The 25223-nt window shown below is 38.3% G+C and carries 22 protein-coding genes; all 22 read right to left on the minus strand.

The features are described from left to right. Positions 1 to 6: 6 nt before the first annotated feature. Positions 7 to 1137 carry a transcription termination factor NusA gene (gene nusA, locus OR571_RS19580; protein WP_282245332.1) on the minus strand — a complete coding sequence of 377 codons (1131 nt, stop codon included), beginning with the start codon at positions 1135 to 1137 and terminating at the stop codon, positions 7 to 9. 22 nt (positions 1138 to 1159) lie between these two features. Further along, complete coding sequence (gene rimP / locus OR571_RS19585) at positions 1160 to 1639, minus strand: ribosome maturation factor RimP (protein WP_282245334.1); 480 nt, start codon at positions 1637 to 1639, stop codon at positions 1160 to 1162. A gap of 356 nt (positions 1640 to 1995) precedes the next feature. Next, positions 1996 to 6309, minus strand: a complete 4314-nt coding sequence (locus tag OR571_RS19590; protein ID WP_481900416.1) for a PolC-type DNA polymerase III — start codon at positions 6307 to 6309, stop codon at positions 1996 to 1998. 225 nt (positions 6310 to 6534) lie between these two features. Beyond that, complete coding sequence (rseP, locus tag OR571_RS19595) at positions 6535 to 7794, minus strand: RIP metalloprotease RseP (protein WP_282245338.1); 1260 nt, start codon at positions 7792 to 7794, stop codon at positions 6535 to 6537. Positions 7795 to 7831: 37 nt separating this feature from the next. Further along, entirely contained in the window at positions 7832 to 8980 is a 1149-nt protein-coding gene (gene dxr, locus OR571_RS19600) for a 1-deoxy-D-xylulose-5-phosphate reductoisomerase (protein WP_282245340.1), read from the minus strand. A gap of 14 nt (positions 8981 to 8994) precedes the next feature. Further along, positions 8995 to 9786: a phosphatidate cytidylyltransferase gene (locus OR571_RS19605; RefSeq protein WP_282245342.1), complete on the minus strand. Its 792-nt coding sequence runs from the start codon at positions 9784 to 9786 to the stop codon at positions 8995 to 8997. Then, the gene (locus OR571_RS19610; RefSeq protein WP_282245343.1) at positions 9783 to 10577 is read right to left on the minus strand and encodes an isoprenyl transferase; all 795 of its coding nucleotides are present in this window, start codon (positions 10575 to 10577) and stop codon (positions 9783 to 9785) included. The genes OR571_RS19605 and OR571_RS19610 overlap by 4 nt, the downstream gene beginning before the upstream one ends. Positions 10578 to 10724: 147 nt before the next feature. After that, complete coding sequence (frr, locus tag OR571_RS19615; RefSeq protein ID WP_142537788.1) at positions 10725 to 11282, minus strand: ribosome recycling factor; 558 nt, start codon at positions 11280 to 11282, stop codon at positions 10725 to 10727. Beyond that, positions 11282 to 12007: a UMP kinase gene (gene pyrH / locus OR571_RS19620; RefSeq protein WP_282245345.1), complete on the minus strand. Its 726-nt coding sequence runs from the start codon at positions 12005 to 12007 to the stop codon at positions 11282 to 11284. Before pyrH ends, frr begins: the two co-directional genes overlap by 1 nt. Before the next feature lie 107 nt (positions 12008 to 12114). Then, complete coding sequence (gene tsf / locus OR571_RS19625; protein WP_282245347.1) at positions 12115 to 12999, minus strand: translation elongation factor Ts; 885 nt, start codon at positions 12997 to 12999, stop codon at positions 12115 to 12117. 90 nt (positions 13000 to 13089) lie between these two features. After that, a complete protein-coding gene (rpsB, locus tag OR571_RS19630) occupies positions 13090 to 13812 on the minus strand; it encodes a 30S ribosomal protein S2 (RefSeq protein ID WP_093263113.1) in 723 nt (240 codons plus the stop codon). 183 nt (positions 13813 to 13995) lie between these two features. After that, positions 13996 to 14451, minus strand: a complete 456-nt coding sequence (locus tag OR571_RS19635) for a hypothetical protein (protein WP_282245350.1) — start codon at positions 14449 to 14451, stop codon at positions 13996 to 13998. A 9-nt stretch (positions 14452 to 14460) separates the two neighbouring features. Next, positions 14461 to 14763, minus strand: a complete 303-nt coding sequence (locus OR571_RS19640) for an RNA polymerase subunit sigma (RefSeq protein WP_282245352.1) — start codon at positions 14761 to 14763, stop codon at positions 14461 to 14463. A gap of 717 nt (positions 14764 to 15480) precedes the next feature. Beyond that, on the minus strand, positions 15481 to 16254 hold the full coding sequence (locus OR571_RS19645; protein ID WP_282245354.1) for a FliA/WhiG family RNA polymerase sigma factor: 774 nt from the start codon (positions 16252 to 16254) through the stop codon (positions 15481 to 15483). Positions 16255 to 16413: 159 nt separating this feature from the next. After that, positions 16414 to 16911 carry a chemotaxis protein CheD gene (locus OR571_RS19650; protein ID WP_282245356.1) on the minus strand — a complete coding sequence of 166 codons (498 nt, stop codon included), beginning with the start codon at positions 16909 to 16911 and terminating at the stop codon, positions 16414 to 16416. A 1-nt stretch (position 16912) separates the two neighbouring features. Then, the gene (locus tag OR571_RS19655) at positions 16913 to 17527 is read right to left on the minus strand and encodes a chemotaxis protein CheC (protein ID WP_282246302.1); all 615 of its coding nucleotides are present in this window, start codon (positions 17525 to 17527) and stop codon (positions 16913 to 16915) included. A 17-nt stretch (positions 17528 to 17544) separates the two neighbouring features. Next, the gene (locus tag OR571_RS19660; protein WP_282245358.1) at positions 17545 to 18000 is read right to left on the minus strand and encodes a chemotaxis protein CheW; all 456 of its coding nucleotides are present in this window, start codon (positions 17998 to 18000) and stop codon (positions 17545 to 17547) included. 32 nt (positions 18001 to 18032) lie between these two features. After that, a complete protein-coding gene (locus OR571_RS19665) occupies positions 18033 to 20096 on the minus strand; it encodes a chemotaxis protein CheA (protein WP_282245360.1) in 2064 nt (687 codons plus the stop codon). Between the two features lie 14 nt (positions 20097 to 20110). After that, positions 20111 to 21217, minus strand: a complete 1107-nt coding sequence (locus OR571_RS19670; RefSeq protein ID WP_282245362.1) for a protein-glutamate methylesterase/protein-glutamine glutaminase — start codon at positions 21215 to 21217, stop codon at positions 20111 to 20113. Positions 21218 to 21221: 4 nt separating this feature from the next. After that, positions 21222 to 22088, minus strand: a complete 867-nt coding sequence (locus tag OR571_RS19675) for a MinD/ParA family protein (RefSeq protein WP_282245363.1) — start codon at positions 22086 to 22088, stop codon at positions 21222 to 21224. Continuing rightward, entirely contained in the window at positions 22085 to 23188 is a 1104-nt protein-coding gene (gene flhF / locus OR571_RS19680; protein ID WP_282245364.1) for a flagellar biosynthesis GTPase FlhF, read from the minus strand. The genes OR571_RS19675 and flhF overlap by 4 nt, the downstream gene beginning before the upstream one ends. Further along, positions 23185 to 25218 carry a flagellar biosynthesis protein FlhA gene (flhA, locus tag OR571_RS19685; protein ID WP_282245365.1) on the minus strand — a complete coding sequence of 678 codons (2034 nt, stop codon included), beginning with the start codon at positions 25216 to 25218 and terminating at the stop codon, positions 23185 to 23187. Before flhA ends, flhF begins: the two co-directional genes overlap by 4 nt. Positions 25219 to 25223 lie beyond the last annotated feature (5 nt).

The following is a 25223-nucleotide window of genomic DNA, read 5'->3' on the forward strand; positions in this document are numbered from 1 at the left end:
TTATTCTTACTCTTCGTCTTTATAAAAATCGAAATCATCCATCTCATCATCGAAGCTTTCTAAAACAACTTCGGGAGAGTTTTCATTCGGATAAATCCCTAATTCTCTTGCATCTGTTTCGCTTTTAATATCAATTTTCCAGCCTGTTAGTTTTGCTGCAAGTCTAGCATTTTGGCCTCTTTTTCCAATTGCAAGAGAAAGTTGGTAATCTGGAACAACGACTGTAGTAGATTTCTCTTCTTCGTTCACTTGTACATCCAATACTTTAGAAGGACTAAGTGCATTCGCAACGAAAACTACTGGATCTTCTGACCATTCTACAATGTCGATTTTTTCTCCACTTAACTCATTTACAATCGTTTGTACTCGAGCACCTTTTGCACCAACACAAGAACCTACTGGATCGATTTCTTCGTTATGCGCATAAACGGAAATTTTAGAGCGATCTCCTGCTTCACGAGCAATCGATTTAATCTCAACGATTCCTTCGAAGATTTCTGGAACTTCCATTTCAAACAAGCGGCGAAGGAAGCCTGGATGTGTTCTTGAAACAAACACTTGAGGTCCTCTAGAAGTTCGTTCCACTTTCGTGATATACACTTTAATACGATCATGTGGACGATATGTTTCCGTTTGAATTTGTTCATTCGCAGGAAGCACTGCTTCTACTTTACCTAACCCAACATAAATATTACGTGCATCTAAACGTTCAACGATACCATTTACAATATCGTCTTCACGATCTACATATTCTTCGTAAATAAGTCCTCGTTCTGCTTCACGTACGCGTTGTGTTACAACTTGTTTCGCAGTTTGTGCAGCAATACGACCGAAATTACGTGGAGTCACTTCTTCTTCCACTACATCTCCAACAGCATAATGTGGATTAATCGCTTTTGCGTCTTCTAGTGAAATTTGTAAGCGATCATCTGTTACTTCTTCCACTACATCTTTACGAGAATAAACAAGCATAGTTCCCACTGCCAAATTAATATCTACACGCACATTTTGCGCTTGGTTAAAGTTTCGTTTATATGCAGTTACTAATGCTGCTTCGATTGCTTCAATCAGCACATCTCTTGCAATTCCTTTTTGTTTTTCGAGCGCTGTTAACGCATCTAATAGATCACTACTCATAGCTATCACTCCTCAATATACATTATGCAGAGAAATCGATTGCTAAACGAGCAAGCGCAATTTTCTCTTTATCAATTTGAATTTTTACTCTTCTAGTTTTCACACGAACTTCTATTAATGCGCCTTCTTCTACAGAGAAGGAAAGTAATGTCCCTTCAAATTCCTTAGCGCCATTTATAGGTTCATACGTTTTAATGAAAACATATTTTCCGACTGCTGCGATAAAATCAGCGTCTTTTTTAAGCGGTCTCTCTGCTCCGGGTGAAGAAACTTCTAAGAAATAGTTTTCCTTAATCGGGTCGACAACATCTAATTTTTCGCTTAGTTTTTCACTAACTTGAGCACATTGTTCAATATCTATACCACCAGCCGGTGTATCTATATAGATTCGTAAAAACCAATCGCGACCTTCTTTTACATATTCAATGTCAATAAGCTCTAAGTTTAACTCTTGTAAAATAGGCGTTACAAGGTTCTCAATTTCACTGGTAATATTACTCATATAAGCCTCCTACACCACAATGATTTTCTATATAACAACAGAAAAGAGCGGGAAATCCCACTCTTTCGTCACAGAACTATGAAACATTGGTAGTTTTATATTACCATACATCCTGCTTTCATGCAAATTGTGAAGAAATGCGCAAGCGCCTATGTCTGCTCCGACGAGCAAATGGAGATGTGGTAGGTCTGCAAAGTGCGCCACATCCTGTGGCAAAGCAGACATGACCCGCATCGTGCGGGCCCAGGAGGCAGCTCGTCAGCCACCACAAGCAATCTTGTTTGCGACGAGCTGTGCGCATGAGCAAGGCGCGGAAGCTAGACAATAACCATATAAGATAAGCTTATGCTATTAACTCAAAACAACGATAACTGATTGGCTTCTGGAAGGCCTTCTAAACAGCCCATTGAATCCATATATTCAATAATCGTTTTCGAAACTCGTCCTCTTTGCTGCAAGTCCTCTTTCGACAAAAATTCACCATCTAGTCTTGCTTTTGTAATTTGTATCGCAACGTTTGTTCCAAGACCAGGAATCGCATTAAAAGGCGGAATAAGCGTATTACCTTCAATTGTAAACTCTGCTGCTTTAGATTTGTACAAATCTACTTTTTGCATTTTAATTCCACGCTCGGACATTTCCAGTGCAATTTCAAGTACAGTAAGTAAACTTTTTTCCTTTGGAGCGGCATCGAGTCCCTTAGCATTGATTTCATCTAATTTTGCCCGCATTGTGTGCGAACCATTCACCATGGAGATTAAGTCGAAATCAGAAGCTCGAACCGTAAAGTACGCTGCATAATATAGTATCGGAAAATGTACTTTAAAATATGCGATACGAACTGCCATTAATACATAAGCAGCGGCATGGGCTTTCGGGAACATATATTTGATCTTTTTACAGGATTCAATATACCAGTTAGCTACACCTTTTGCTTTCATTTCCGATTCGAACTCGGGTGTTAACCCTTTCCCTTTTCGGACAGACTCCATTATTTTAAATGCTAATGAAGGTTCCAGACCTTGATAGATCAAATAAACCATAATGTCATCCCGACAACCAATTACATCGGATAATTGACATGTTCCATCTTGGATAAGCTCCTGTGCATTTCCAAGCCATACATCGGTACCATGAGAAAGCCCTGATATTTGGACAAGTTCTGAGAATGTCGATGGTTTCGTCTCTTCTAACATTTGACGTACAAATCGCGTACCAAATTCCGGAATACCCAGTGTTCCCGTTTTACAATCGATTTGCTCTTCAGTAACACCTAACGATTCGGTTCCACTAAATATTTTCATCACTTCCGGATCATCCGTAGGAATCGTTTTCGGATCAATTCCAGATAAATCTTGAAGCATCCGAATAACCGTTGGATCATCGTGCCCCAGAATATCGAGTTTCAACAAATTATCATGAATCGAATGGAAGTCGAAATGGGTTGTTTTCCATTCAGAATCTTGCGCATCTGCTGGGAATTGAATTGGTGAGAAATCAAAAATATCCATATAATCGGGAACTACTATAATTCCTCCTGGATGCTGACCAGTCGTCCGTTTCACTCCAGTACAGCCTTGCACCAACCGATCGATTTCTGCTCCTCGCATCGTTAAATTATTGTCATTCATATACCCTCGAACATATCCGTAAGCCGTTTTTTCAGCTACTGTTCCAATTGTACCTGCCCGGAATACATAGTCTTCTCCGAAAAGCTCTTTCGTATAGTTATGAGCTACTGGTTGATACTCACCGCTGAAGTTCAAATCGATATCTGGAACTTTATCTCCTTTAAATCCAAGGAATGTTTCGAACGGAATATCCTGTCCATCTTTCACATACGGTGTATTACATTTTTCGCAAGACTTATTCGGCAAGTCAAACCCAGAACCGACGGAACCATCTTGGAAAAACTCCGAATGCTGACATTTCGGACATACATAATGCGGTGGTAATGGATTTACTTCCGTAATTTCAGTCAATGTAGCAACCAATGAAGATCCGACCGATCCACGAGAACCAACCAAGTATCCATCATCAAGCGATTTTTTCACCAGTTTATGTGAAATTAAATAAATAACCGCAAATCCATGCCCAATAATAGAGGTTAACTCTTTTTCTATTCTAGCCTCCACTATTTCAGGGAGTTGTTCTCCGTATATTTCTTTTGCTTTCGAATAAGTTAAAGACCTAACTTCGTCGTCTGCTCCTTCAATTTTTGGAGTATATAAATCGTCTTTTATCGGTTTAATCTCTTCTATCGAATCTGCAATTTTATTTGGGTTTGTAATGACAATTTCTTTCGCCAATTCTTCCCCAAGAAATGAAAATGCATCTAACATTTCATTTGTCGTACGGAAATGCACTTTAGGCAACCCATGACGATTCAGTGGATTCGCCCCGCCCTGGGAGTTTATTAATATCTTTCTGAAAATCGCATCATTTTCATGCAAGTAATGGACATTTCCCGTCGCTACTACTGGGAGGTTTAGTTTTTTCCCTAGTTTGATCATCTTGCGGATAATATCTTCCAAATTCCATTCATCTCGCACGAGCTCAAGTTCTAATAAGTGACTATATACTTCTTTTGGATGAATTTCTAAATAGTCATAGAACTTCGCAATTTCCTCGACTTGCTCCAGCGGTTTTTGCATAAGCCCTTCAAAAACTTCTCCTTTATCACAGCCCGAGCCAATGATTAATCCTGCTCGATGCTTTTGTAATACGGATCGTTTAATTCTTGGTACACGATAAAATGTCGTTGTATGTGAAAGAGAAACTAATTTAAATAAGTTTTTAAGCCCTTCGTCATTCACCGCTAAAATCGTACAGTGAGACGGTCTTGCTCTTTTATAGGAATCCCCTTGTCCAATATGTTTATTAAAATCATCATGGTATTCAATATCTTTTTCTTCTGCTTCCTTCAATAAATGAAGGAGTAAATAACCCGTTGCTTCACAGTCGAATATAGCTCGGTGGGCTTGTGTTAACTCAATGTTAAACTTCTTCGCGAGAGAACCAAGTCGATGGGTTTTCAGCTCCGGATGCAAAAATCTTGCCAGTTCCAGCGTATCAATAACTGGATGTGTGAAATGATCAATGCCGCAACGGCGATAGCCCTCATATAAGAATCCCATATCGAAGGATGCATTATGGGCAACGATAATTCCGTCTCCAATGAATTCATAAAAGTCTTTAATAACTTCTTCAATCTCCGGTGCATTTTGAACCATCTCATCCGTTATTCCGGTTAACTCAATAGTTGTAGCGGAAAGGGCGTGATGTGGATTGGCAAAGCGTTCAAATTTATCAATGATATTACCGTCTTTCATTTTGACTGCAGCTAGCTCGATTATTTTATCGTATGTTGCCGATAAACCGGTCGTCTCCACGTCAAAAACAATATAAGTGGCATCTTCAAGTCGGGTATGTTGTTCATCATAAGCAATCGGAACACCGTCATGCACTAGATTGGCTTCTAGTCCATATAAAATTTTGATGCCATTCTTTTTACCAGCTGCATATGCTTCCGGAAACGATTGAACATTTGCATGGTCAGTAATAGCAATTGCCTTATGTCCCCATTTTGCTGCTTGGGACACGAGAGAAGAAACAGAGGACACTGCATCCATTGCACTCATTGGAGAGTGCATATGTAATTCCACTCGTTTTTCAGCTGCTGTATCATGTCGCACTGCAGCATTTATCTCTGACATATCCTGAGCCATAATGATTAGATCCCGTACGAATGTGTCGTTTTGAACAGATCCTCTTACTTTTATCCACATTCCTTTTTGAAGGCGAGCCATCATTTGTGCATCTTCTTTATCACGAGAAAACATCTTCACAAGAATTGAATCTGTATAGTCCGTTACTTTTGCCGTTAGAAGCGAGCGCCCACTTCGTAACTCTTTTACTTCAACGTCAAATACAAATCCTTCGATCGTTACTCTTCTCTCTTCGTCTTGAATCGTTCTTATTTCTAAAATTGGTTCTTCCTTCTTCAGCGGAATACCTAGTTGGAAAGGTCCATCTGCAACATCGTCTCCAGCCTCTTGACGATTTTGTTCTCGGTTTTGCAAGTCTAACAATGCTTTTTTCCCGAGTGCTTCTTCTTCTAATCGGCGCTGCTCCAAAAATGCCATTTGTGCTTCAGCTACCGCTTCCGTGTTTTCTACTACTCGAAAATCAATCGCTACTTTCGGAAATCCAAAACTCTCGTAAATAGAACTGATCATCTCTATATATTTCTTTTTGAATGTACGTAACTCTAAATCATTCCCACATGTTAGTTGAATCATTTGGCCATTCCACACTGGCTCTTGCTTTTCTAGACAATCTTTTAGTGGTGGTGACATGTCACTTAATTCTTTTAGCACGCTTGACCAATATTGTTTTACTAACTCATCGGTTAAGTCTGTATGATCACTCGAAATCGTTAAAATAACATTCGCTATGCCCGCAAACTTTTCTTGCAAGCGAGTTTGTAAAATAGTGTATATATTAATTGGTAAAATAGTTGGTAATTGAATTTGGAATTGCCACTTTCTTATTTTTTTATGCACTGTAAATCTATTAATCGATGCATGTTCAAAATATTTGACGAAAGAATCCTCTGTTAACTCGAGTTGTTGCAGCAATAAGTGCATTCTCATCTTACCATCTTGCATAGTGATTCCCTCCTTCATAAGAAAAGCGCAAGCGCCTATGTCTTCCCCGAGGGCAACGTTCTTCTGCGACGAGCTGTGCGCAGGAGCAACGTTCTTCTGCGACGAGCTGTGCGCAGGAGCAAGGCGCTGGAGCTAGATCAATATCGAGTAAGTAAGTTTATACTTTCACTCGAAAAAAGAAAGGAAAGTTCATTGGTGCGAACTTTCCCTTCTTCCAGTTCTTCTTTAGAAGAAAAACTTTTGTATATCATTCCACGTGACGACTACCATTAATACCATTAGAAGCATGATTCCCACAAAGTGAACCATTCCTTCTTTTTGTTTATCGACTGGTTTTCCTCGAATTGCTTCAAATAGGAAAAATAATAATCGTCCACCATCTAATGCTGGGAGTGGCAATAAGTTCATGATCCCTAAGTTAATACTTAGTAACGCTGCCCAATACATTAAATTAAACACGCCATATTGCGCAACTTCCTCTGTTGCTTTATATATACCAACTGGACCTGATAAATCATCGATGGAGAAGTTACCAGAAATTAATGTACCTAATAAAATAAATATTCGTTTGGTCGTTTCATATGTTTGCTCCGCACCATATGGTATAGCTTTCAATGGATTTTTTTCAAGTGGGCTAACGTATTGAACGCCAATTTGTCCAACTTTTTCTTTGCCCACCCCCACTTCATTTGGAGTCATAGACAATTCTAATGTTTCGCCATTTCGATCAATCGTAAAGTTCATCTTCTCATTTGGACTAACCTTTACTTCTTCTGAGAACTCATCCCATGTGCTAATAGGTGTTCCGTTAATCGCTGTTACTAAATCCCCGTCTTTCATCCCTGCCTGTGCTGCTGGGCTATCTGCTACTACTGTAGTTATAACAGGTTCGTACGTCGGTACCCCTTGAAATAAACCAAGCAATAAAAATATGAAAAACGCCAATATAAAGTTAAAGAGTGGACCAGCAAAAATAGCCATTGATCTTTGTCCTACTGTTTTGGATCCAAATTGTCGATCATATGGAGCAATGAACGTTTCTTTCCCATTCTCATTGATCACAGCATTTCTAGCTACTTTATATCTAACTAATCGTTCCTCTTCATCATACCCTTCGATGAACATTTCCTTCATCAAATCCGACTTCTCTACTTCTAAAAAAAGCATGTCCGGAAACTGTTTATTTTGATTGAGAACGATTTGATCGATTTCATTGTCATCATTTACTCGAATCCCTAATCTATACCCGGGTTGAAGTTCGACAGAGTCCAAATCTTCTCCTGCCATCCGAACATACCCGCCTATAGGTAATAGACGAATCGTATAAAGTGTTTCACCTTTTGTCATAGCAAAAATCTTCGGACCCATTCCAATCGCAAACTCACGCACCATTATTCCTGCTTTTTTGGCAAAAATAAAATGCCCTAGCTCATGAAAAAATACAATACTACCAAAAATTATTATAAACGCAATGGCTGTCTCCATTATATCCCACCTTCATTGTGTTCCAGCATTTCATGCATTATTTTAACATGTTTCGTATGTTTTTTCTTGTTTGGGCGTCTACATGTAAGATAGTTTCTAAATCTGGACTTGAAATGTTCACATGTGCATCCATTGCTCGCTCGATTAGCTCATCAATCGTTAAAAAGCCAATTTTCTCCTGCAAAAATAAAGCTACCGCTGCTTCATTTGCCGCATTTAAAACAGTTGTCATCGTTCCACCTGCTCTTCCCGCTTCAATTGCAAGCTTTAATGCATAATAACGATTATAATCCATTTCTTCAAAATGCAGTTTACCTATTTCCGCTAAATTCAATCGCTTTGCATGAGGACGTGGCAATCTGTCCGGGTAAGACAAGGCATATTGAATTGGAACTCTCATATCAGGAGTTCCTAGTTGAGCGATTACACTCGTATCTTCAAATTCAACCATGGAATGGATAATACTTTCTCTATGTAACAATACTTCTATATCATCATAAGAAATATCAAATAGAACACGCGCTTCGATGACTTCTAACCCTTTATTCATCATCGTGGCTGAGTCTATCGTAATTTTAGAGCCCATTGACCAGTTTGGATGATTTAAAGCATCTTTTACCGTGACATGTTGCAGCTCTTCTCTTGTCCGATCTCTAAAGCTACCCCCAGAGGCCGTAATGATTAACTTGGCAATCTCTGATCTTTTTTCTCCGTTCATCGCTTGAAAAAGAGCAGAATGTTCACTATCTACAGGTAAGATAGGTACATTATATTCTTTTGCAGCTTGCATCACGAGATGTCCAGCTGTCACTAGTGTTTCTTTGTTCGCAATTGCAATCGTTATTCCTTTTTTGATAGCTTCCAGTGTCGGATTCAACCCAACACTTCCAAGGACAGCATTCACTAACACATCGGCATTTGTATGAGCAGCAACTTGTACTAATCCAGCGTCTCCGTATACGAATTCGACGTGAGGAAATTCACTTTGTAATTGACGCGCATCTTCTTCACTTATAACAGATACTAATTGCACAGGAAATTCACCCAAGATTTTTCTTGTCTCTTCTATATTTTTTCCGACTGAAAATGCAACCAGCTGAAACTGCTCCGAATGCTCTCTTATAATATCTAATGTTTGAATACCTATTGAACCGGTAGCTCCTAATAAACTTATTCTTTTTCGCATGAAATTATGTCTCCTTAGATGAAATGTAAAAAGTGTAGTAATGGTAAGACGAATAATAGACTATCAAAACGGTCTAAAATACCGCCATGACCAGGTAAAATCTTACCAGAATCTTTTACATTATAATGCCTTTTGATTGCTGACTCTACTAAATCACCTAGCTGCCCAAAAATAGATGCAGCAATCGTAATTCCAATTAATATAAGATAAGAATTCGTAAGCGGGCTTATAAAGTGCATGATAAATGCTGCTATTATGGCCCATATAATACCGCCGATAAACCCTTCTATCGTTTTATTTGGTGAGATCTCTGGCCATAATTTACGCTTTCCAAGTTTTCTACCTGTAAAATAGGCACCAGAATCTGTTGCCCAAACTACAATAAGTGCAAATATTAAATAAGCTAATCCAGCATCTCTTGTCTCTATAAAATAGTAAAATCCAATTCCTACGTATAAAGTTCCTAATAACATAAATGCCGCATCATCGAACGTAAATCGATTTTTCACGAGTACTGTATAGATTAGGAGCAGAAAAACAACGACAAAAACCCATTCAATTTTTGAGTGCCCCGTCATAGCAAACACATCATCCGCAATAGACGATGGCAATAAAAGCACAAATAAAAGGAGCAAAGAAATAGCCCCCGCAAATGAAAATATTGGTAACTCTTTCATTCGTAACAACTCATACACGCCTATTGCAGCCAAAATATATATAAGTGCAGTAAAAATAGATCCACCTAACCAAACAATAGGAAGAAAAAGTGCCGCTGCAATAACACCCGTAATTATACGTACCTTCAATTCCCTTCTCCCTCCTTCAATCCACCATATCTCCTATTTCGATTTTGATAATTTTCAATCGCATCCATTAAACACGATTCATCAAAATCCGGCCATAAAGTGTCTGTAAACCAAAATTCCGTGTAAGCAAGCTGCCAGAGCATAAAATTACTTAGACGTACTTCTCCGCTCGTACGAATAAGCAAATCTGGATCACTTAAATTCTTTGTCATTAAATGATTGCTTAATAATTCCTCAGAAATTTCTTCTAGCGCCACATTACCTTCTTGTACATCACGAGCAATTTTACTGACCGCTTGAACAATTTCATCTCTGCTTCCATAATTTAAAGCAAAGTTTAATATTAACCCATCATTAGCCGCAGTTTGATCGATTGCTTTTTGTACAGCTCTTTTCGTATGCTCAGGCAATGATTCCATATTTCCCATCATTTTTACTTGTACATTTTGCTCAATTAACTCCGGTAAATACGTGCCTAAAAATTCCTCTGGCAGGCGCATTAAAAACTCTACTTCCATTTTAGGCCTTTTCCAATTTTCTGTAGAAAAAGCGTATAAAGTTAACTCTTTTATACCAACTTCATTCGCAAACCTAGTTATTTTCTTTACAGTCTTCATGCCCTCGTGATGACCAGCTATGCGGGGTAGCGCTCGCTTTTTAGCCCATCTACCATTTCCGTCCATAATAATCGCAATATGGCCTGGCAATTGTTCTTGTTGGGCATTTTCTTTTCGTTTCTCTAACGGAATACTTATCGATTTTTCATTTTTACGGATAAGTTTATTTAACATTCAAAAAACCCCCACCTTACTAACATAGGAACATATATGACCTATCATATCAAATATATCGCAATATAAAAAGGCGTCCCTACTCTAAAGGACGCCTTTTCCAAACAAAAAGTTCAAACAATTATTTGGATGCACTACTAAATTTGCTTATACTTCTAGAATTTCTTTTTCTTTATCTTTCGTAATTGCATCGATTTTATCAATATTTGAATCCGTAAGTTTTTGGATTTCTTCTGTGTAGTTTCTTAAGTCGTCTTCTGTAATGTCCCCAGATTTTTCGAGTTTTTTAAGATCATCGTTTCCATCACGGCGAACATTACGAATATTCACTTTTGCTTCTTCTGCTTCTTTTTTCACTTGTTTTACTAATTCTTTACGGCGTTCTTCTGTAAGAGCAGGAATCGCAAGACGAATTATGGAACCGTCATTCGTAGGTGTAATACCTATATCTGACTTTAAAATTGCCTTTTCAATCTCTCCAAGAATTGACTTATCATAAGGCTGAATCGTGATTAATCGAGCCTCTGGAGTCGAAATACCTGCCATTTGATTAATAGGTGTTGGTGCACCATAGTAATCAATTGAAATTTTGTCAAGCAAAGATGCATTTGCACGACCAGCTCGGATAGAAGCAAGTTCTCTCGTGTATACTTGAATCGTTTTTGCCATTTTATCTTTCGTTTGCTCAATTACTTGTTTCGGCATTATGAATTCCTCCTAACGACTGTACCGATCGTTTCCCCAAGTACAGCCCTTTTAATATTTCCATTTTCCATTACTGAAAATACAATAAGTGCGATATCATTGTCCATACATAATGTAGATGCAGTAGAATCCATCACTTGTAAACCTTGTTGAATTACTTCGATAAAGGATAACTCATCGTATTTAATAGCTGTAGTATCGGTTTTTGGATCTGCAGAATATACACCGTCCACATTATTTTTAGCCATTAGGATAACATCCGCTTCTATTTCTGCTGCACGTAAAGCAGCAGTTGTATCAGTAGAGAAGTATGGATTTCCTGTTCCAGCTGCGAATATAACTACACGCTTTTTTTCTAAATGACGAATTGCTCGTCGTCGTATGTACGGCTCTGCAACTTGACGCATTTCGATGGAAGTTTGAACACGAGTCTCAATCCCGCATTTTTCAAGTGAATCTTGTAGTGCAAGTGAATTCATAACCGTAGCAAGCATACCCATATAATCTGCAGTTGCACGATCCATGCCCATTTCGCTTCCTACTTTTCCACGCCAAATGTTGCCTCCACCTACTACAACAGCAACTTCGACGCCTAATTCTACTACTTCTTTTACTTGCTCTGCTACAGACTTGATAATTTCAGGTGATAGTCCGAAACCTTGCTCTCCAGCTAATGCTTCGCCACTCAATTTTAAAACGATTCTTTTGTATTGTGGTGTGCTCATAGGTATCCTCCATCTCTTTTCTTGAAAAATAGGGAACACTAATTGCGTGTTCCCTAAAAGTATTGTCTATTTAGTGAAAATACTCATCGTATTTTCCGCTTTTCTTATTAGTTACCTTTTACTTGGTTCATTACTTCTTCCGCGAAGTTATCTTCACGTTTTTCGATTCCTTCACCAACAGCATAGCGAGTGAATGAAACTAGTTTACCACCAGTTGATTCAACGAATACGCCTACTTTTTGGTCAGGGTTTTTAACGAAAGATTGATCTAATAAACAAACTTCTTCGAAATATTTACCAAGGCGGCCTTCTACCATTTTCGCAACGATATTTTCAGGTTTACCTTCGTTTAAAGCTTGTTCAGTTAATACTTTTCGCTCACGCTCTACTTCATCAGCAGATACTTCGTCACGAGAGATGTATGCAGGGTTTAGTGCTGCAATGTGCATTGCAACATCTTTAGCTGCTTGCTCGTCAGTTGAACCTTCAAGAACAGTTAGAACACCAATGCGTCCACCCATGTGTAGGTAAGGACCGAATGCATCTGCATCTGTTTTAGTTTCTACTACAAAACGACGAAGTGTAATTTTCTCTCCGATTTTTGCAACTGCGTTAGAAATAGCGTTTTCTACTGTTACACCTTCTTCAAGTGTAGAAGCTAAAGCTTCCTCTACTGAAGCTGGTTCAGTTGCTAATAAATGTGTAGCAACTTGTTGTACTAATTGTTGGAAAGCTTCGTTTTTTGCAACGAAATCTGTTTCTGCATTCATTTCTAAAAGTACAGCTTTGTTTCCATCAATTTGGATGTAAGTAGTACCTTCAGCTGCAATACGGTCAGCTTTTTTAGCTGCAGAAGAAAGACCTTTTTCACGTAAAAAGTCGATTGCTGCTTCTAAATTACCTTCTGTTTGTACTAAAGCTTTTTTACAATCCATCATACCTGCGCCAGTTTTTTCACGCAATTCTTTTACCATTTGTGCTGTAACTGCCATTTTAAATTCCTCCTAGTACGAATAAATTCATCTTCTCAAAAAAAGGTGATAAGAGGTTTGGCCGCTTATCACCTGTTAACTACATGTGTCTTACTCAGCAGCAACTTCAGCTGGAGTTACTTCTTCGTCTTCACCTTGTCTTGCTTCAAGTAATGCATCCGCCATTTTAGCTGTTAATAATTTAACCGCACGAATTGCGTCGTCATTTGCAGGAATTACATAGTCGATTTCGTCTGGATCACAGTTTGTATCAACGATTCCTACTAATGGAATGTTCAGTTTACGAGCTTCCGCAACAGCAATACGCTCTTTGCGTGGGTCAACTACGAACATTACATCTGGAATAGCTTTCATATCACGGATACCGCCTAAGAATTTAACAAGACGTTCGTGTTCTTTTTTAAGTTGAACTACTTCTTTTTTAGGAAGTACATCGAATGTACCATCTTCTTCCATTTTTTCAATCGCTTTTAGACGAGCTACACGTTTTTGAATAGTACCGAAGTTTGTTAAAGTACCACCTAACCAACGTTGGTTGATGTAGTAGTTACCTGAACGTTCAGCTTCTTCTTTAATAGCTTCTTGCGCTTGTTTTTTAGTTCCAACGAATAGAACTTTTCCACCGTCTTGACCTACTTGACGCATGAAATCGTAAGCTTCTTCTAATTTTTTCACCGTTTTTTGAAGATCGATGATGTAGATTCCGTTACGCTCAACAAAAATGTATTTTTTCATTTTTGGGTTCCAACGGCGAGTTTGGTGTCCAAAGTGTACACCAGCCTCAAGTAATTGTTTCATTGAGATTACTGACATGATAATTCCTCCTGGTTTGGTTTAGTCTTCCGCAGTCATCATTTTTCTTTAGCTACTCTTTTATTTTATAAAAGAGCACCTGCTAAATCCATCCGAACTGCGTGTGTATTCATACCGTATTGTAATATACCATACATATTTCATACTTTCAACTATTTTAATGCTTAAACTTTAAGAAAAGCTCTACTTCTGTTTTGCCAATTTGTAGCTTTTGGGCAATTTCATCGACGCTTTTCCCCTCGTCAGCATAAAAAAGACTTTTTCTTTTATCGTAACTGGTTCTTTTTTTTCTGTTACCGATGCTGTTTTTAAATAGCTATTTGCGGCAAGTTGTTTGGATACAAATGCTTTTGGGACCTCAAAAACTGGAGTTGTTTCTATTGTATCCTCTTTTTCCTCCACCTGCTCCGTTGTCGCTGCTACAACGCGATCGGTATGGTTTAATTCTCGTAACAGACGATCGTTTTCGTCTTTGATCTCGGCAATATATGCACTGAAGGAGTCTTCAATTTCGGCTAATATTTGCTCTTGCTTTTGCTCCATATTGTTGAATTTAGTTAATTTTGCATTTAATAAAGCAATGAAGTAAAAGCTAATTAATTGAAGTAAAAATAATATGACTAGAATAATTGACGTCATTGCCTGCTCCTATCCACTAAAATCCACAAAATTTCCTTTAAAAGGATGTTTTGCCTCTTTCATTTCTTGTTCTGTTTTTTCTCGTTTTTTTCTTTCTTGCTCTGCTTGTTCTTTTTCTTTGTTTTCTAAATCCGCTTCTGCTGTCTTGTTCGATTCTAAAACAGTTTCTCTGTTTTTTTCAAGTTGTCTTTCAGAAGCAGCTTGGGCATTCGCCTGGTTTACTGCACTTTGCTGTTGCATTTGCTCTGCAACTTTCCCAGCATCAAATGTTTTCGGAATAGCAATTTGGAGCTCTACACCTTTTAAACTCAACGGACTGCCTCCTTCAACGACTTAAGATAAAGTATTTAGTTGATCAATTAGTAGCCTTCTAAATTATACAGTTATATCATTAGAGACTGCTAGATAATCAGCATCGTCCTGAATCTCCATTGCGTCGCATTTTAGGGAAACTACGCGGAAAGAGATACGGCAAATGCAATTGATTTCCGCTCCAGGAGGACGCTTACCGCGGGGCGGGAGGTGAGCCTCCTCGTCGCACGCTCCTGCGGGGTCTCACCTGTCCCGCTGATCCCGCAGGTGTCGCCGCCTTACGCTTCCATCAATAGAACTTGCTGACTAATCCATAATTAAATGCAAAAAAGCTCTTTAATTTATTTACCACTGTTAAGCAGTTTCTAATTGAAAATCATTTTATGTACAGTATAAATTCTATTAGCCATTCAAACAATGGGTCCCAACAATCGCTAGATAGTATATCTTTTCAACTAATAAAAGGTTTTCACCCACAGAAAATGCAACATAGTACTAAATTTAGTGTCTCCTTAGGGAGTAAATAGCAAACTCTATTGGATTGTAGCGAAGGGGTGGCGACTCCGACGGGAACAGTACGAGCTGAAAGCCCCGAGGAGATTGAAGCCGTGCCCGCGGAAAGCGTCCACCCGGTAGCGGAAATCCAAGCGTCCACTTCATTTAACTCACTACCGCACAGTATCCCTAAACTGTAACCAATCATCTTTTCATTTTTTCTTATACATTCGTCATTTCGTTTGCGAGTAGCCTTCTTAACTTAAACAGTGCTTTTGAATGGATTTGTGAGATTCTGGATGTCGATAGTCCAAGCATTTCGCCAATCACAGTTAAAGTTAACTCTTCTGTATAGAATAGGCTCAGCACTAATTGCTCATTTTCGTTTAATTGCTGAATTTGTCCGGCAAGATCACGAAGTAATTCTTCTTTCACCATCTGTTGCTCTGGTGTTTTTTGGGCATCATCTCTAATCACAAAAGACTTTGAATCCGCTTCTTCATTATCTTGTAATTGCTCATCAATAGACAATACGTTAGAAAAAAAATGTTCTTGAACGGTTTGATAAACATCGTCTACCGGCATTTCGACATAATCTGCTATTTCTTCTGCAGATGCATGCCTTAATAATCGTTGTTCGAGCTCTTCAATTTTAGATTCTAACTTCTTCGCCTTTTCACGAGAAGATCTTGGAAGCCAATCTTCTTTTCTTAGACCGTCAATAATTGCTCCGCGCACCCGAAAAGAAGCATACGTATCAAATTTTAACTCTCTTGAATAGTCGAATTTGTTAAGCGCATCAAATAAGCCCATCATACCTAGGCTTTTCAGTTCGTCTCTTGATATATTTTTAGGGATGCTTGCACCAATACGTTGAACATGATAGGTAACTAGGGGCGTATACTTGCGTATAAGTAAATCTCCGGCCTCTGAATCTTTAGATTCTATCCATCTTTTCCAAAGGAGTTCTTCCTCTGTCGAATTTTCTTTTGCCACTATTACACCCCTTTTCAATATATCTGATGAATATGTATATTATAGCAAATTTCTACACAAAAAGGGGAGTCGAAAACATCGACATCCCCTACTTTCATTGAATGTTTAACATAGATTTGACATTTTTCGTGCATTCCTTAGGAGAAAGCTCTGAATCATCTAAATATCTCTAACACCTTGGTTTACCGTTCGAATATTTAATAGTTTCGTCATAGGATTAAATTCAATCGTTCTCCCGCTACTTCCACCTGTATCTTCTGCAACAATCGGTATGGAAAACTTTTTTAAATATTCCTTCACCGCTTCCACATTGCGAGGACCAATTCGCATGGTGTCTTTACCAGAAGAGAATTGGAACATTTGCGCACCACCCGCTATTTTAGCGCGTAATCTAAAAGGTTGTACCCCTTCTAATTTAAGCTGCTCAATCATAGCAGGTATACCAGTATCAGCAAATTTGGCAATATTAATCGTTTCAGTTCTACCTAAACTAGAATCTGGTAGCATCACATGAACTAATCCAGCTATTTGTGACCTTTCATCATATAATACGACCCCTACACATGAGCCCAGACCAGAAGTGCGTATCGTGTCTGGAGCTTTAGCTGTATTCATATCCGCAATCCCAACTTTAACTACTTGACCTTGTCCAATCATATTACTGTACTCCTAAAGCAGTGAAAATAGCTTCAAATGAATCAGGGTCAGGCAACAAGAAGAAATGTCCTTTCACACTTCCACCATTCGGTGTATTTTCCTCAGTAATCGCGGTATCAATCACAATAACGTAATCACTAATATGAGAAACTTCTACTAATCCAAAACTAACAATAGCTCCAACCATATCTACACTTAAAGCAGGTACGGACGGATAAATTCGAAGACTCGTAAAATCAGATAATGCAGATAGATAGGACCCAGAAAGAATATTACCCAATTCTTGCATAGCTGAGGCTCCTAACTCAGAAACTTCACCGGTCTGAAAATCCACACTACTATCTTGCACTAACGATTGAATGAAGTGGTTAGCCTGCTCTACAGGTAACACAAAAAACATACTCCCAGTCACATCGCCATCAATTCGAAGATAGATACCTGCGACTACGTTTTCAGCCCCCCCGGCTAAATCCATCATATCGTCGAAAGATACCATCTCCACCTTAGGAACAGTCATCTCAATTTTTTTATTCAACAATGTCGATAGTGCGGTTGCTGCATGGGCAGCGCCAATATTACCTATTTCCTTTAAAACATCTAAATGGATCGATGTTATATTTTTTTATACATGTATTAAACACCTGACTTTATCGGATTTAATACGAGGTGCATATGCAACAATATTAATAAACGACTGTCCAGTTTAGCGACACCAGCTATATAATCTTCTTCGAATCCGCCTACTACTTCTGGTTGTGGTTCTATTGAATCTGTCGGAATGTCTAACACATCATTTGCGGAATCTACAATTACACCTACGTTCATATCTTCTAAGGTGATAATGATGATTCTAGAAGCTTCATTTAAGTTACTTTCTCCTAGTCCAAGACGATTTCTTAGATCTATGATTGGTGTAACTACACCTCTTAAGTTTATTACCCCTTTTACATAAGAGGGTGTTTTAGGTACTCTCGTAATATGCGTCAGTTTTTCGATTCCTTGCACATGTGTGACCGGAATGACATATTCCTTATCTGCCAATTGAAAAACAACTACTTTTACATTTTGAACATCTACAGCTTCTGTCATATAGTTTCGCATCCTTCCTGAAAGATAAACTCTTATATAATCAATGCATTACAATCTACGATTAATGCCACTTTACCGTTCCCTAAAATAGTTGCTCCAGAAATAGCAAAAACACTCGTTAAGTACGCTCCTAGCGATTTCAAGACAACTTCTTGCTGTCCAATAAACGAATCTACAACAAGTCCAGCCATTTTGTCCCCTTTTCGAACTAGGACAACTGAATGGAATTCCTCTTTTGTGCTTTCTCTTGGTACATCAAACACATCTTCTAAAAATACTAAAGGCACTACTTTTCCTCGGAAATCAATTACTTTCTGATTGTGTGCATTTAAAATATCAGATGAACGTATAATGGCTGTTTCAATAATCGAGGAGAGAGGAATTGCATAAATCTCTTCCCCAAGTTCCACTAACATGACAGAAATAATAGACAATGTTAATGGTAATTGGATTGAAAATAAGGATCCTTTTCCTTCTGTTGAAGAGATCTCTATCGTTCCACCAAGTGATTCAATCGTTGTTTTAACGACGTCTAATCCCACGCCTCGTCCTGATACATCTGAAATGACATCAGCTGTAGAAAAACCAGAAGACAAAATAAGCTCCGCAACCTGTTTATCTGTTAAAGTCAAAGCAACTTCTTCGCTTACAATACCTCTAGAAATAGCTTTTTTCAGCACTTTTTCCCGATTAATCCCTGCTCCATCATCCTCGATTTCGATAAAGACATGATTCCCACTATGGTAAGCACGGAGAACAACTGTACCTTCTTCAGGCTTGCCTTTCGATTTTCTCACTTCCGGGCTTTCAATCCCATGATCGAGGGAATTCCGAATAAGATGAACAAGTGGATCGCCAATTTCGTCAATCACCGTACGGTCTAATTCTGTTTCTGCTCCAATAACTTCTAAGTTAATCTTCTTATTTAAATCTCTTGCCAATTGTCTTACCATTCGTGGGAAACGGTTAAATACTGTTTCCACTGGTACCATGCGCATATTCAAAATGATATTTTGTAAATCTCCTGTGATTCTAGACATCCGCTCAACAGTCTCATCTAATTCAGCATTTCGAAGATCCTCTGAAATGGACTGTAATCGACCACGATCAATCACTAACTCTTCAAATAAATTCATCAGAACATCTAAACGTTCAATGTTTACCCGTATTGTTTTACTGCTAGTAGGAGTATTACCTTTTGGAGCAGATGATTTTTCTTTTTTCTCTGGCTGCAATTCGGTAGTCTCACTCGTTTGTTCGGGAGTTTGAACAGCTACTTGCTTTTCTTCCTCAACTTTGCTTAATTCATCCTGTTGGCGAGTTTTTAGTTGCTCTAAAGTTACAGCTTGGACAACTACTTCTGTGACTTCGGAAACTTTCATTAATTTCTTTTGTACATCATCTTTTGGTTCATTAGTCACTAAGGCAATATAGAAAACTTCATCAAAATCTTCCTCTTCCAACTTTTCAACGGACGGAGAGGACTTTATAACATCTCCCATTTTCTCCAATAGTTCAAAAACCATATAAACACGTGCTGCTTTTAACAAACAATCTTCTCGTAGTTTAACGTAAATTTCATATGTATGATAATCCTGCTCCAACGACTGTTGGATGACCGTTAATTCATAATCATCATAGTTCAACCAATTTTGCACGTTAGAAGAGTCTACAGTTACAGTTTCTTCAACAGTAGTTGCTGCAACTGGTACTTCTTCTCCTGTTTCGATTGCATGCAGTTTTTGTACTGTATCTGCCACGTCTAATTTCCCGTTACCACCTGCCGCAATATCTAAAACCATTTCTTCTAACTGGTCAACTGCTGTAAATACAACATCCAGTAAATCAGCTGTTACATGCAAACGATTATTTCTTATTTCGTCTAGTACGTTTTCCATTTTATGTGTTAAATTTGCAATATCCTCGTATCCCATCGTAGCAGACATACCTTTTAACGTATGTGCTGAACGAAAGACTTCATTTACAATGGCAATATCTTCTGGATTTTTTTCCAATTCTAATAAGTGTTCATTACAAGCTTGTAAATGTTCTTTGCTCTCTTCAATAAACATTTCTAAATATTGACTTGTATCCATTTATTAACACCCCTTTAAGGTAAATATTGTATGATTGCTTTTGCGATATTTTCTAAATCGACTACTTCGTTTACGACCTTCGTTTCCACTGCGGCTTTTGGCATACCATAGACGATGCATGAGTCCGCCGATTCAGCAATGGCTACGACATGGCCGTTTTTCTTCAGCTGCACAAGACCCTTGGAACCATCTGATCCCATCCCTGTCATAATAACAGCAATTTTATCGAAATCATTATAATGGCTATTATCTTCGAATAAGACATCTACTGAGGGTCTATGTCCTGCTCTAGGCGCCTCTTCGTTATCTAAAACAATGCAATATGAACTACCAACTTTTTGGATTTTCATATGATAGCCACCGGGAGCAATATAGGCATGACCATTACGAATGATATCTCCATTTTCCGCTTCTTTTACTTCTATTTCAGCTAATTGATTGAGTCTTTCAGCTAAAGATTTCGTAAATCCAGCAGGCATATGCTGAACAATAAGCACGGGAGCTTGCATGTTTTTGGGAAGCTTTGTAATCACTTCCTGCAATGCTCTAGGACCTCCTGTAGAGGTGCCGATCAATACCATTTTTTTAGACGTTTTACTCCAAATGGACACTCTTTTTGTACTAACTACGTTGCTTGCTACTGGTTTTCTATCTAGTAGTTTAGGTGTAGTCGTCGAAAGTTTAGTAGTAACTTTATTCAATTTACTAATGGTGACGTGTGCAGCATTCTCAACCTTCGCCACTAGTTCGTCTTTAATCTTATGTAAATCTAATGAAATCGTTCCACTCGGTTTTGCGACAAAATCTACTGCCCCATATGCCATAGCCTGTAATGTAATTTCGGTCCCTCTTTGCGTAGTGCTAGATAACATGATAACTGCAACCGGAGTTTCTGCCATAATTTGTTTTAACGCGTCTAGCCCATTCATTTCTGGCATCTCTACGTCTAGCGTAACAACGTCAGGTTTTAATGCTTTTATTTTTTGAATGGCATCCTTACCGTTGCGTGCAATCCCAACCACTTCTATTACATTACTATCTTTGAAAAAGTCACCTATCAACTTTCGCATAAACGCAGAGTCATCAACAATCAATAATTTCTTTTTTGGTAAAAGAACCATCAGCTCATGACCTCCTTGAAAATAGATTTTTCAACCGAGAGATGAATGTACTTTGGTGTGGAATATCTGTTTCCTCTACTTCAATATTAGTAAAACTACTAACCATTTGTTTAAGCTTTTTGGTAATGGCGGCATTTGGATATAAAATAGAAAAAGGGACTTGTTCTTTCACGGACATACGTACGACTGGGTCTTCTGGCAGTGAACCCAGCACAATGATTTCTTTTGATAAGAATTTAGACATCGCAAGTTTTAACCTAGCTGTTGTATCAAACCCTTCTTCTTCCGAGAATGCACGATTGCAAAGCAAAAAGAAGTTTTTATCTGGATCTTTGAAATAGATAAATTTCATCATCGAATAGGCATCAGTTATGGAAGTAGGTTCTGCAGTAGTAATGACAATAATATCATCCACAGAGACTAGTAAATCTAGGGTTTGACTTGTTGCACCAGCACCCATATCAAAGACGATGTAATCATAATTTTTTTGCAAATATTCAAACGCTTCAATTAGGCGAGTGAACATTTTATCATTCCACTCCATAACTCCCGAAAGGCCAGACCCCCCTGAAATGTATTGTAGGTTATTCGGCCCTTCAAACATGACTTCTTCAAGCGTTTTTTCTCCGACTAAATAGTCCTTCAAATTAGTTGGAACTGTTTTTCCAAGCAAAATATGAATATTTCCCATACCGATGTCCATATCAATTAGTACTACTTTTTTCCCTACCTCACTTAAGGTGGTCGTGAAATTCATCGAAAAATTACTTTTCCCGACGCCACCTTTTCCACTGACAACCGCAATAGATCGACCTAGCTTTTGCTGACTTCGAAGCATTCGCAGCCGTAACTCTTCAGCTTGATCTCTCATAATGAGTCCCCTTTAAAGAATAAATTAAGTAATTCATCTAGACTAGTTTCCCTAATATCCTCAGGGACTTCTTGACCATCCGTATAGTAAGCAAGTCCCTTCTTATATTTAACCATTAAATTAATAATGGAGCCAATAGAATTTGTTTCATCTACTTTAGTAAAAATAAATTTTTCAATCGGGAATTCCTTGAATTGCTCAATAATCACTTCCATATCCCTCTGTTTAGAAGTAGAAGATAGTACAAGAAATGTTTCCGTATTCTCTTTTAAGTCAATTAGCTCTTGCAAGTCTTCTACAAATTTAACTTCTTTGTAATTTCTTCCCGCTGTATCGATAAATACTACATCTAATGCTTCGAATTTCTGCATTGCTTGTTGTAAGTCCTGTTCGTTATAGACAATTTCAATTGGCGCTTGTAATAGTCCTGCATACGTCTTTAATTGTTCAATTGCTGCAATTCGATATGTATCCGTCGTAATAAATCCAACTTTTTTCTTTTTTTCTAATACAGCACGAGCAGCCATTTTCGCTATAGTCGTCGTTTTTCCTACTCCAGTTGGCCCAAGTACGTTGATATATTTCTTGTCATAGGAAATACCGCCAAATGGAAATGTTTCAAGCTGAGATTTCAAGTAATCTTTCGCTAATTTTTGCTGCATTTCTATAGAAATATGGTCTTCGTTTTTTTTCATATGCACGAAAAGCTCATCACTAATCGATGTGATAAGCTCCTCTGCTAATTCTTGCTCCTTCAAATGATGAATAAGAGCTTCCAGTTCATCCGGATAAGTCCTATTCGGTTTTTGGCGCCCTATCGATTTAACCATTTGTTTTAAGTCTTCTAATTCCTTTTTGATGGCAATTGAATTAGGGTCTTCTTGGACCTGTTGAATGGTTGGCTTTTCTAGGATGGGCGCTGGACTTTCCATTGAATCCATTCCAGCTAATACTTCAATCGATTTCTTTTTAAACAAACCTAAAAAGCCTTTCGAATAGACAGCCTTCGAACTTAAAATGACTGCCTCTTCTCCTAATTCTTTTCGGATTAATTTCATCGCCTCAGGCATCGTATCAGCCGTATATTTTTTCATTTTCACTCTACATTCACCACCCCAACACTTTGTACCTCAATAGATGACTCTAGTTCGTTGTAAGAAAGAATCGGAATTTGAGGGAAATATCGTTCTGTCATTTGTCTTACGTACATGCGTACCGCAGGAGAACATAGAACAATTGGCGATTGCTCCATTAAAGAAGCTCGTTCTATTTCCCTTGCCATGGATTCTAAAATGGCTTGTGAATCATTTGGATCTATAGATAGATAGTTCCCATGTTCTGTTTGCTGAATACTATCTGCTATTAACTTTTCTACTCTTCCTGAAACGGTTAACACTTTTAAAACATGATTATTGCCTGCATATTGCGTTGTTATTTGTTTTGCTAATGACTGTCTCGCATACTCGGTTAATATATCGACATCGGACGTCATTTTTGAATAATCGGCAAGTGTTTCAAAAATAATAGGCAAATTTCGAATGGACACATGTTCACGCAGTAGATTCCCTAAAACTTTTTGAATTTCCCCAACCGTTAAAGGTGTAGGCGTAAGTTCATCTACAAGGATTGGGTATGTTTCTCTAATATGATCGATTAACTGTTTCGTCTCTTGACGACCCAGCAATTCATGCGCATTGTTTCGGATAATCTCCGTCATATGTGTGGATACAACACTTGGTGGATCCACAACTGTATAACCAAGTATTTCGGCGTCTTCTTTTACAGACTCTGTTATCCATTTTGCAGGTAATCCAAAAGAAGGTTCAATTGTATCAATACCCTCAATCGAATCATCATCTCCAGGACTCATGGCTAAATAGTGATCAAGTAATAGTTCTCCTCTTGCCATCTCGTTTCCTTTAATTTTAATTCGATATTCATTTGGCTGTAGCTGAATGTTATCTCGAATACGAACGACCGGAATGACCACTCCAAGTTCAAGTGCTAACTGCCTACGAATCATGACCACCCGATCGAGTAAATCACCGCCCTGTGCCGTATCTACTAACGGGATCAATCCATAACCAAATTCAAATTCGATTGGATCCACATTTAATAGATTAATAACATTTTCAGGACTTTTCATCGTATCAGTTGCAACTTCCTCTTCATATTCTTCGATTTCATCCGGACTTTCTTTCGTACTTTTCGACATCATATAAGCCCCTATTGCAAGTGCAATCGAAATTGGGAATGTGAGTAGTATTCCAATTGGAGTAACAATACCAAGTAAAGCTATCGTACCAGCCGCAACATATAAAAGTTTTGGTTGGTTAAATAATTGACTTGTAATGTCTCCACCTAGATTACCTTTAGATGCTGCTCTTGTAACAACGATACCAGTTGCAGTAGAGATTAATAACGCCGGAATTTGAGAAACAAGCCCATCCCCTACAGTTAGTGTGGAAAATAGGGACGCTGCTTCAGCAAAAGGAAGGCCAAATTGAACGACACCAATAACAATCCCAAATAATAGGTTAATAATAACAATAATTATACCAGCGATCGCATCCCCTTTTACGAATTTGGTAGCACCATCCATAGCCCCGTAAAAGTCTGCTTCTCCACTAACTTTTTCACGTCTTTCTCTTGCCTCTTTTTCAGAAATCATCCCAGCATTTAAATCCGCATCTATACTCATTTGTTTACCAGGCATAGCGTCCAATGTAAAACGAGCGGCAACTTCCGATACACGTTCTGCCCCTTTAGTAATTACAATGAAATTGATAATAACTAAAATAGCAAATACTACTAAACCAACTAACAGATTTCCACCTGTTACAAATGTACCGAAAGTTTCTACTACTGTCCCCGCGTCCCCTTCCGCTAAAATTGCTCTAGTAGTCGAGACGTTCAAGGCAAGTCTAAACAAAGTGACAAGTAATACGACTGTGGGAAAAACGGAAAACTGTAAAGCTTCCTGCATATTCATAGCCGTCATTAATATCAATAAAGCTATGGTAATATTAACTATTATCAGAAAACTTAACAACCAATGAGGAAGAGGTATTACTAGCATAGCCACAATGGAAATGACAGCTGCTAAAACGGATATATCGCGGATTTGCATACACT

It is taken from the genome of Psychrobacillus sp. NEAU-3TGS (assembly GCF_029955155.1).
Classification (GTDB): Bacteria; Bacillota; Bacilli; order Bacillales_A; family Planococcaceae; genus Psychrobacillus.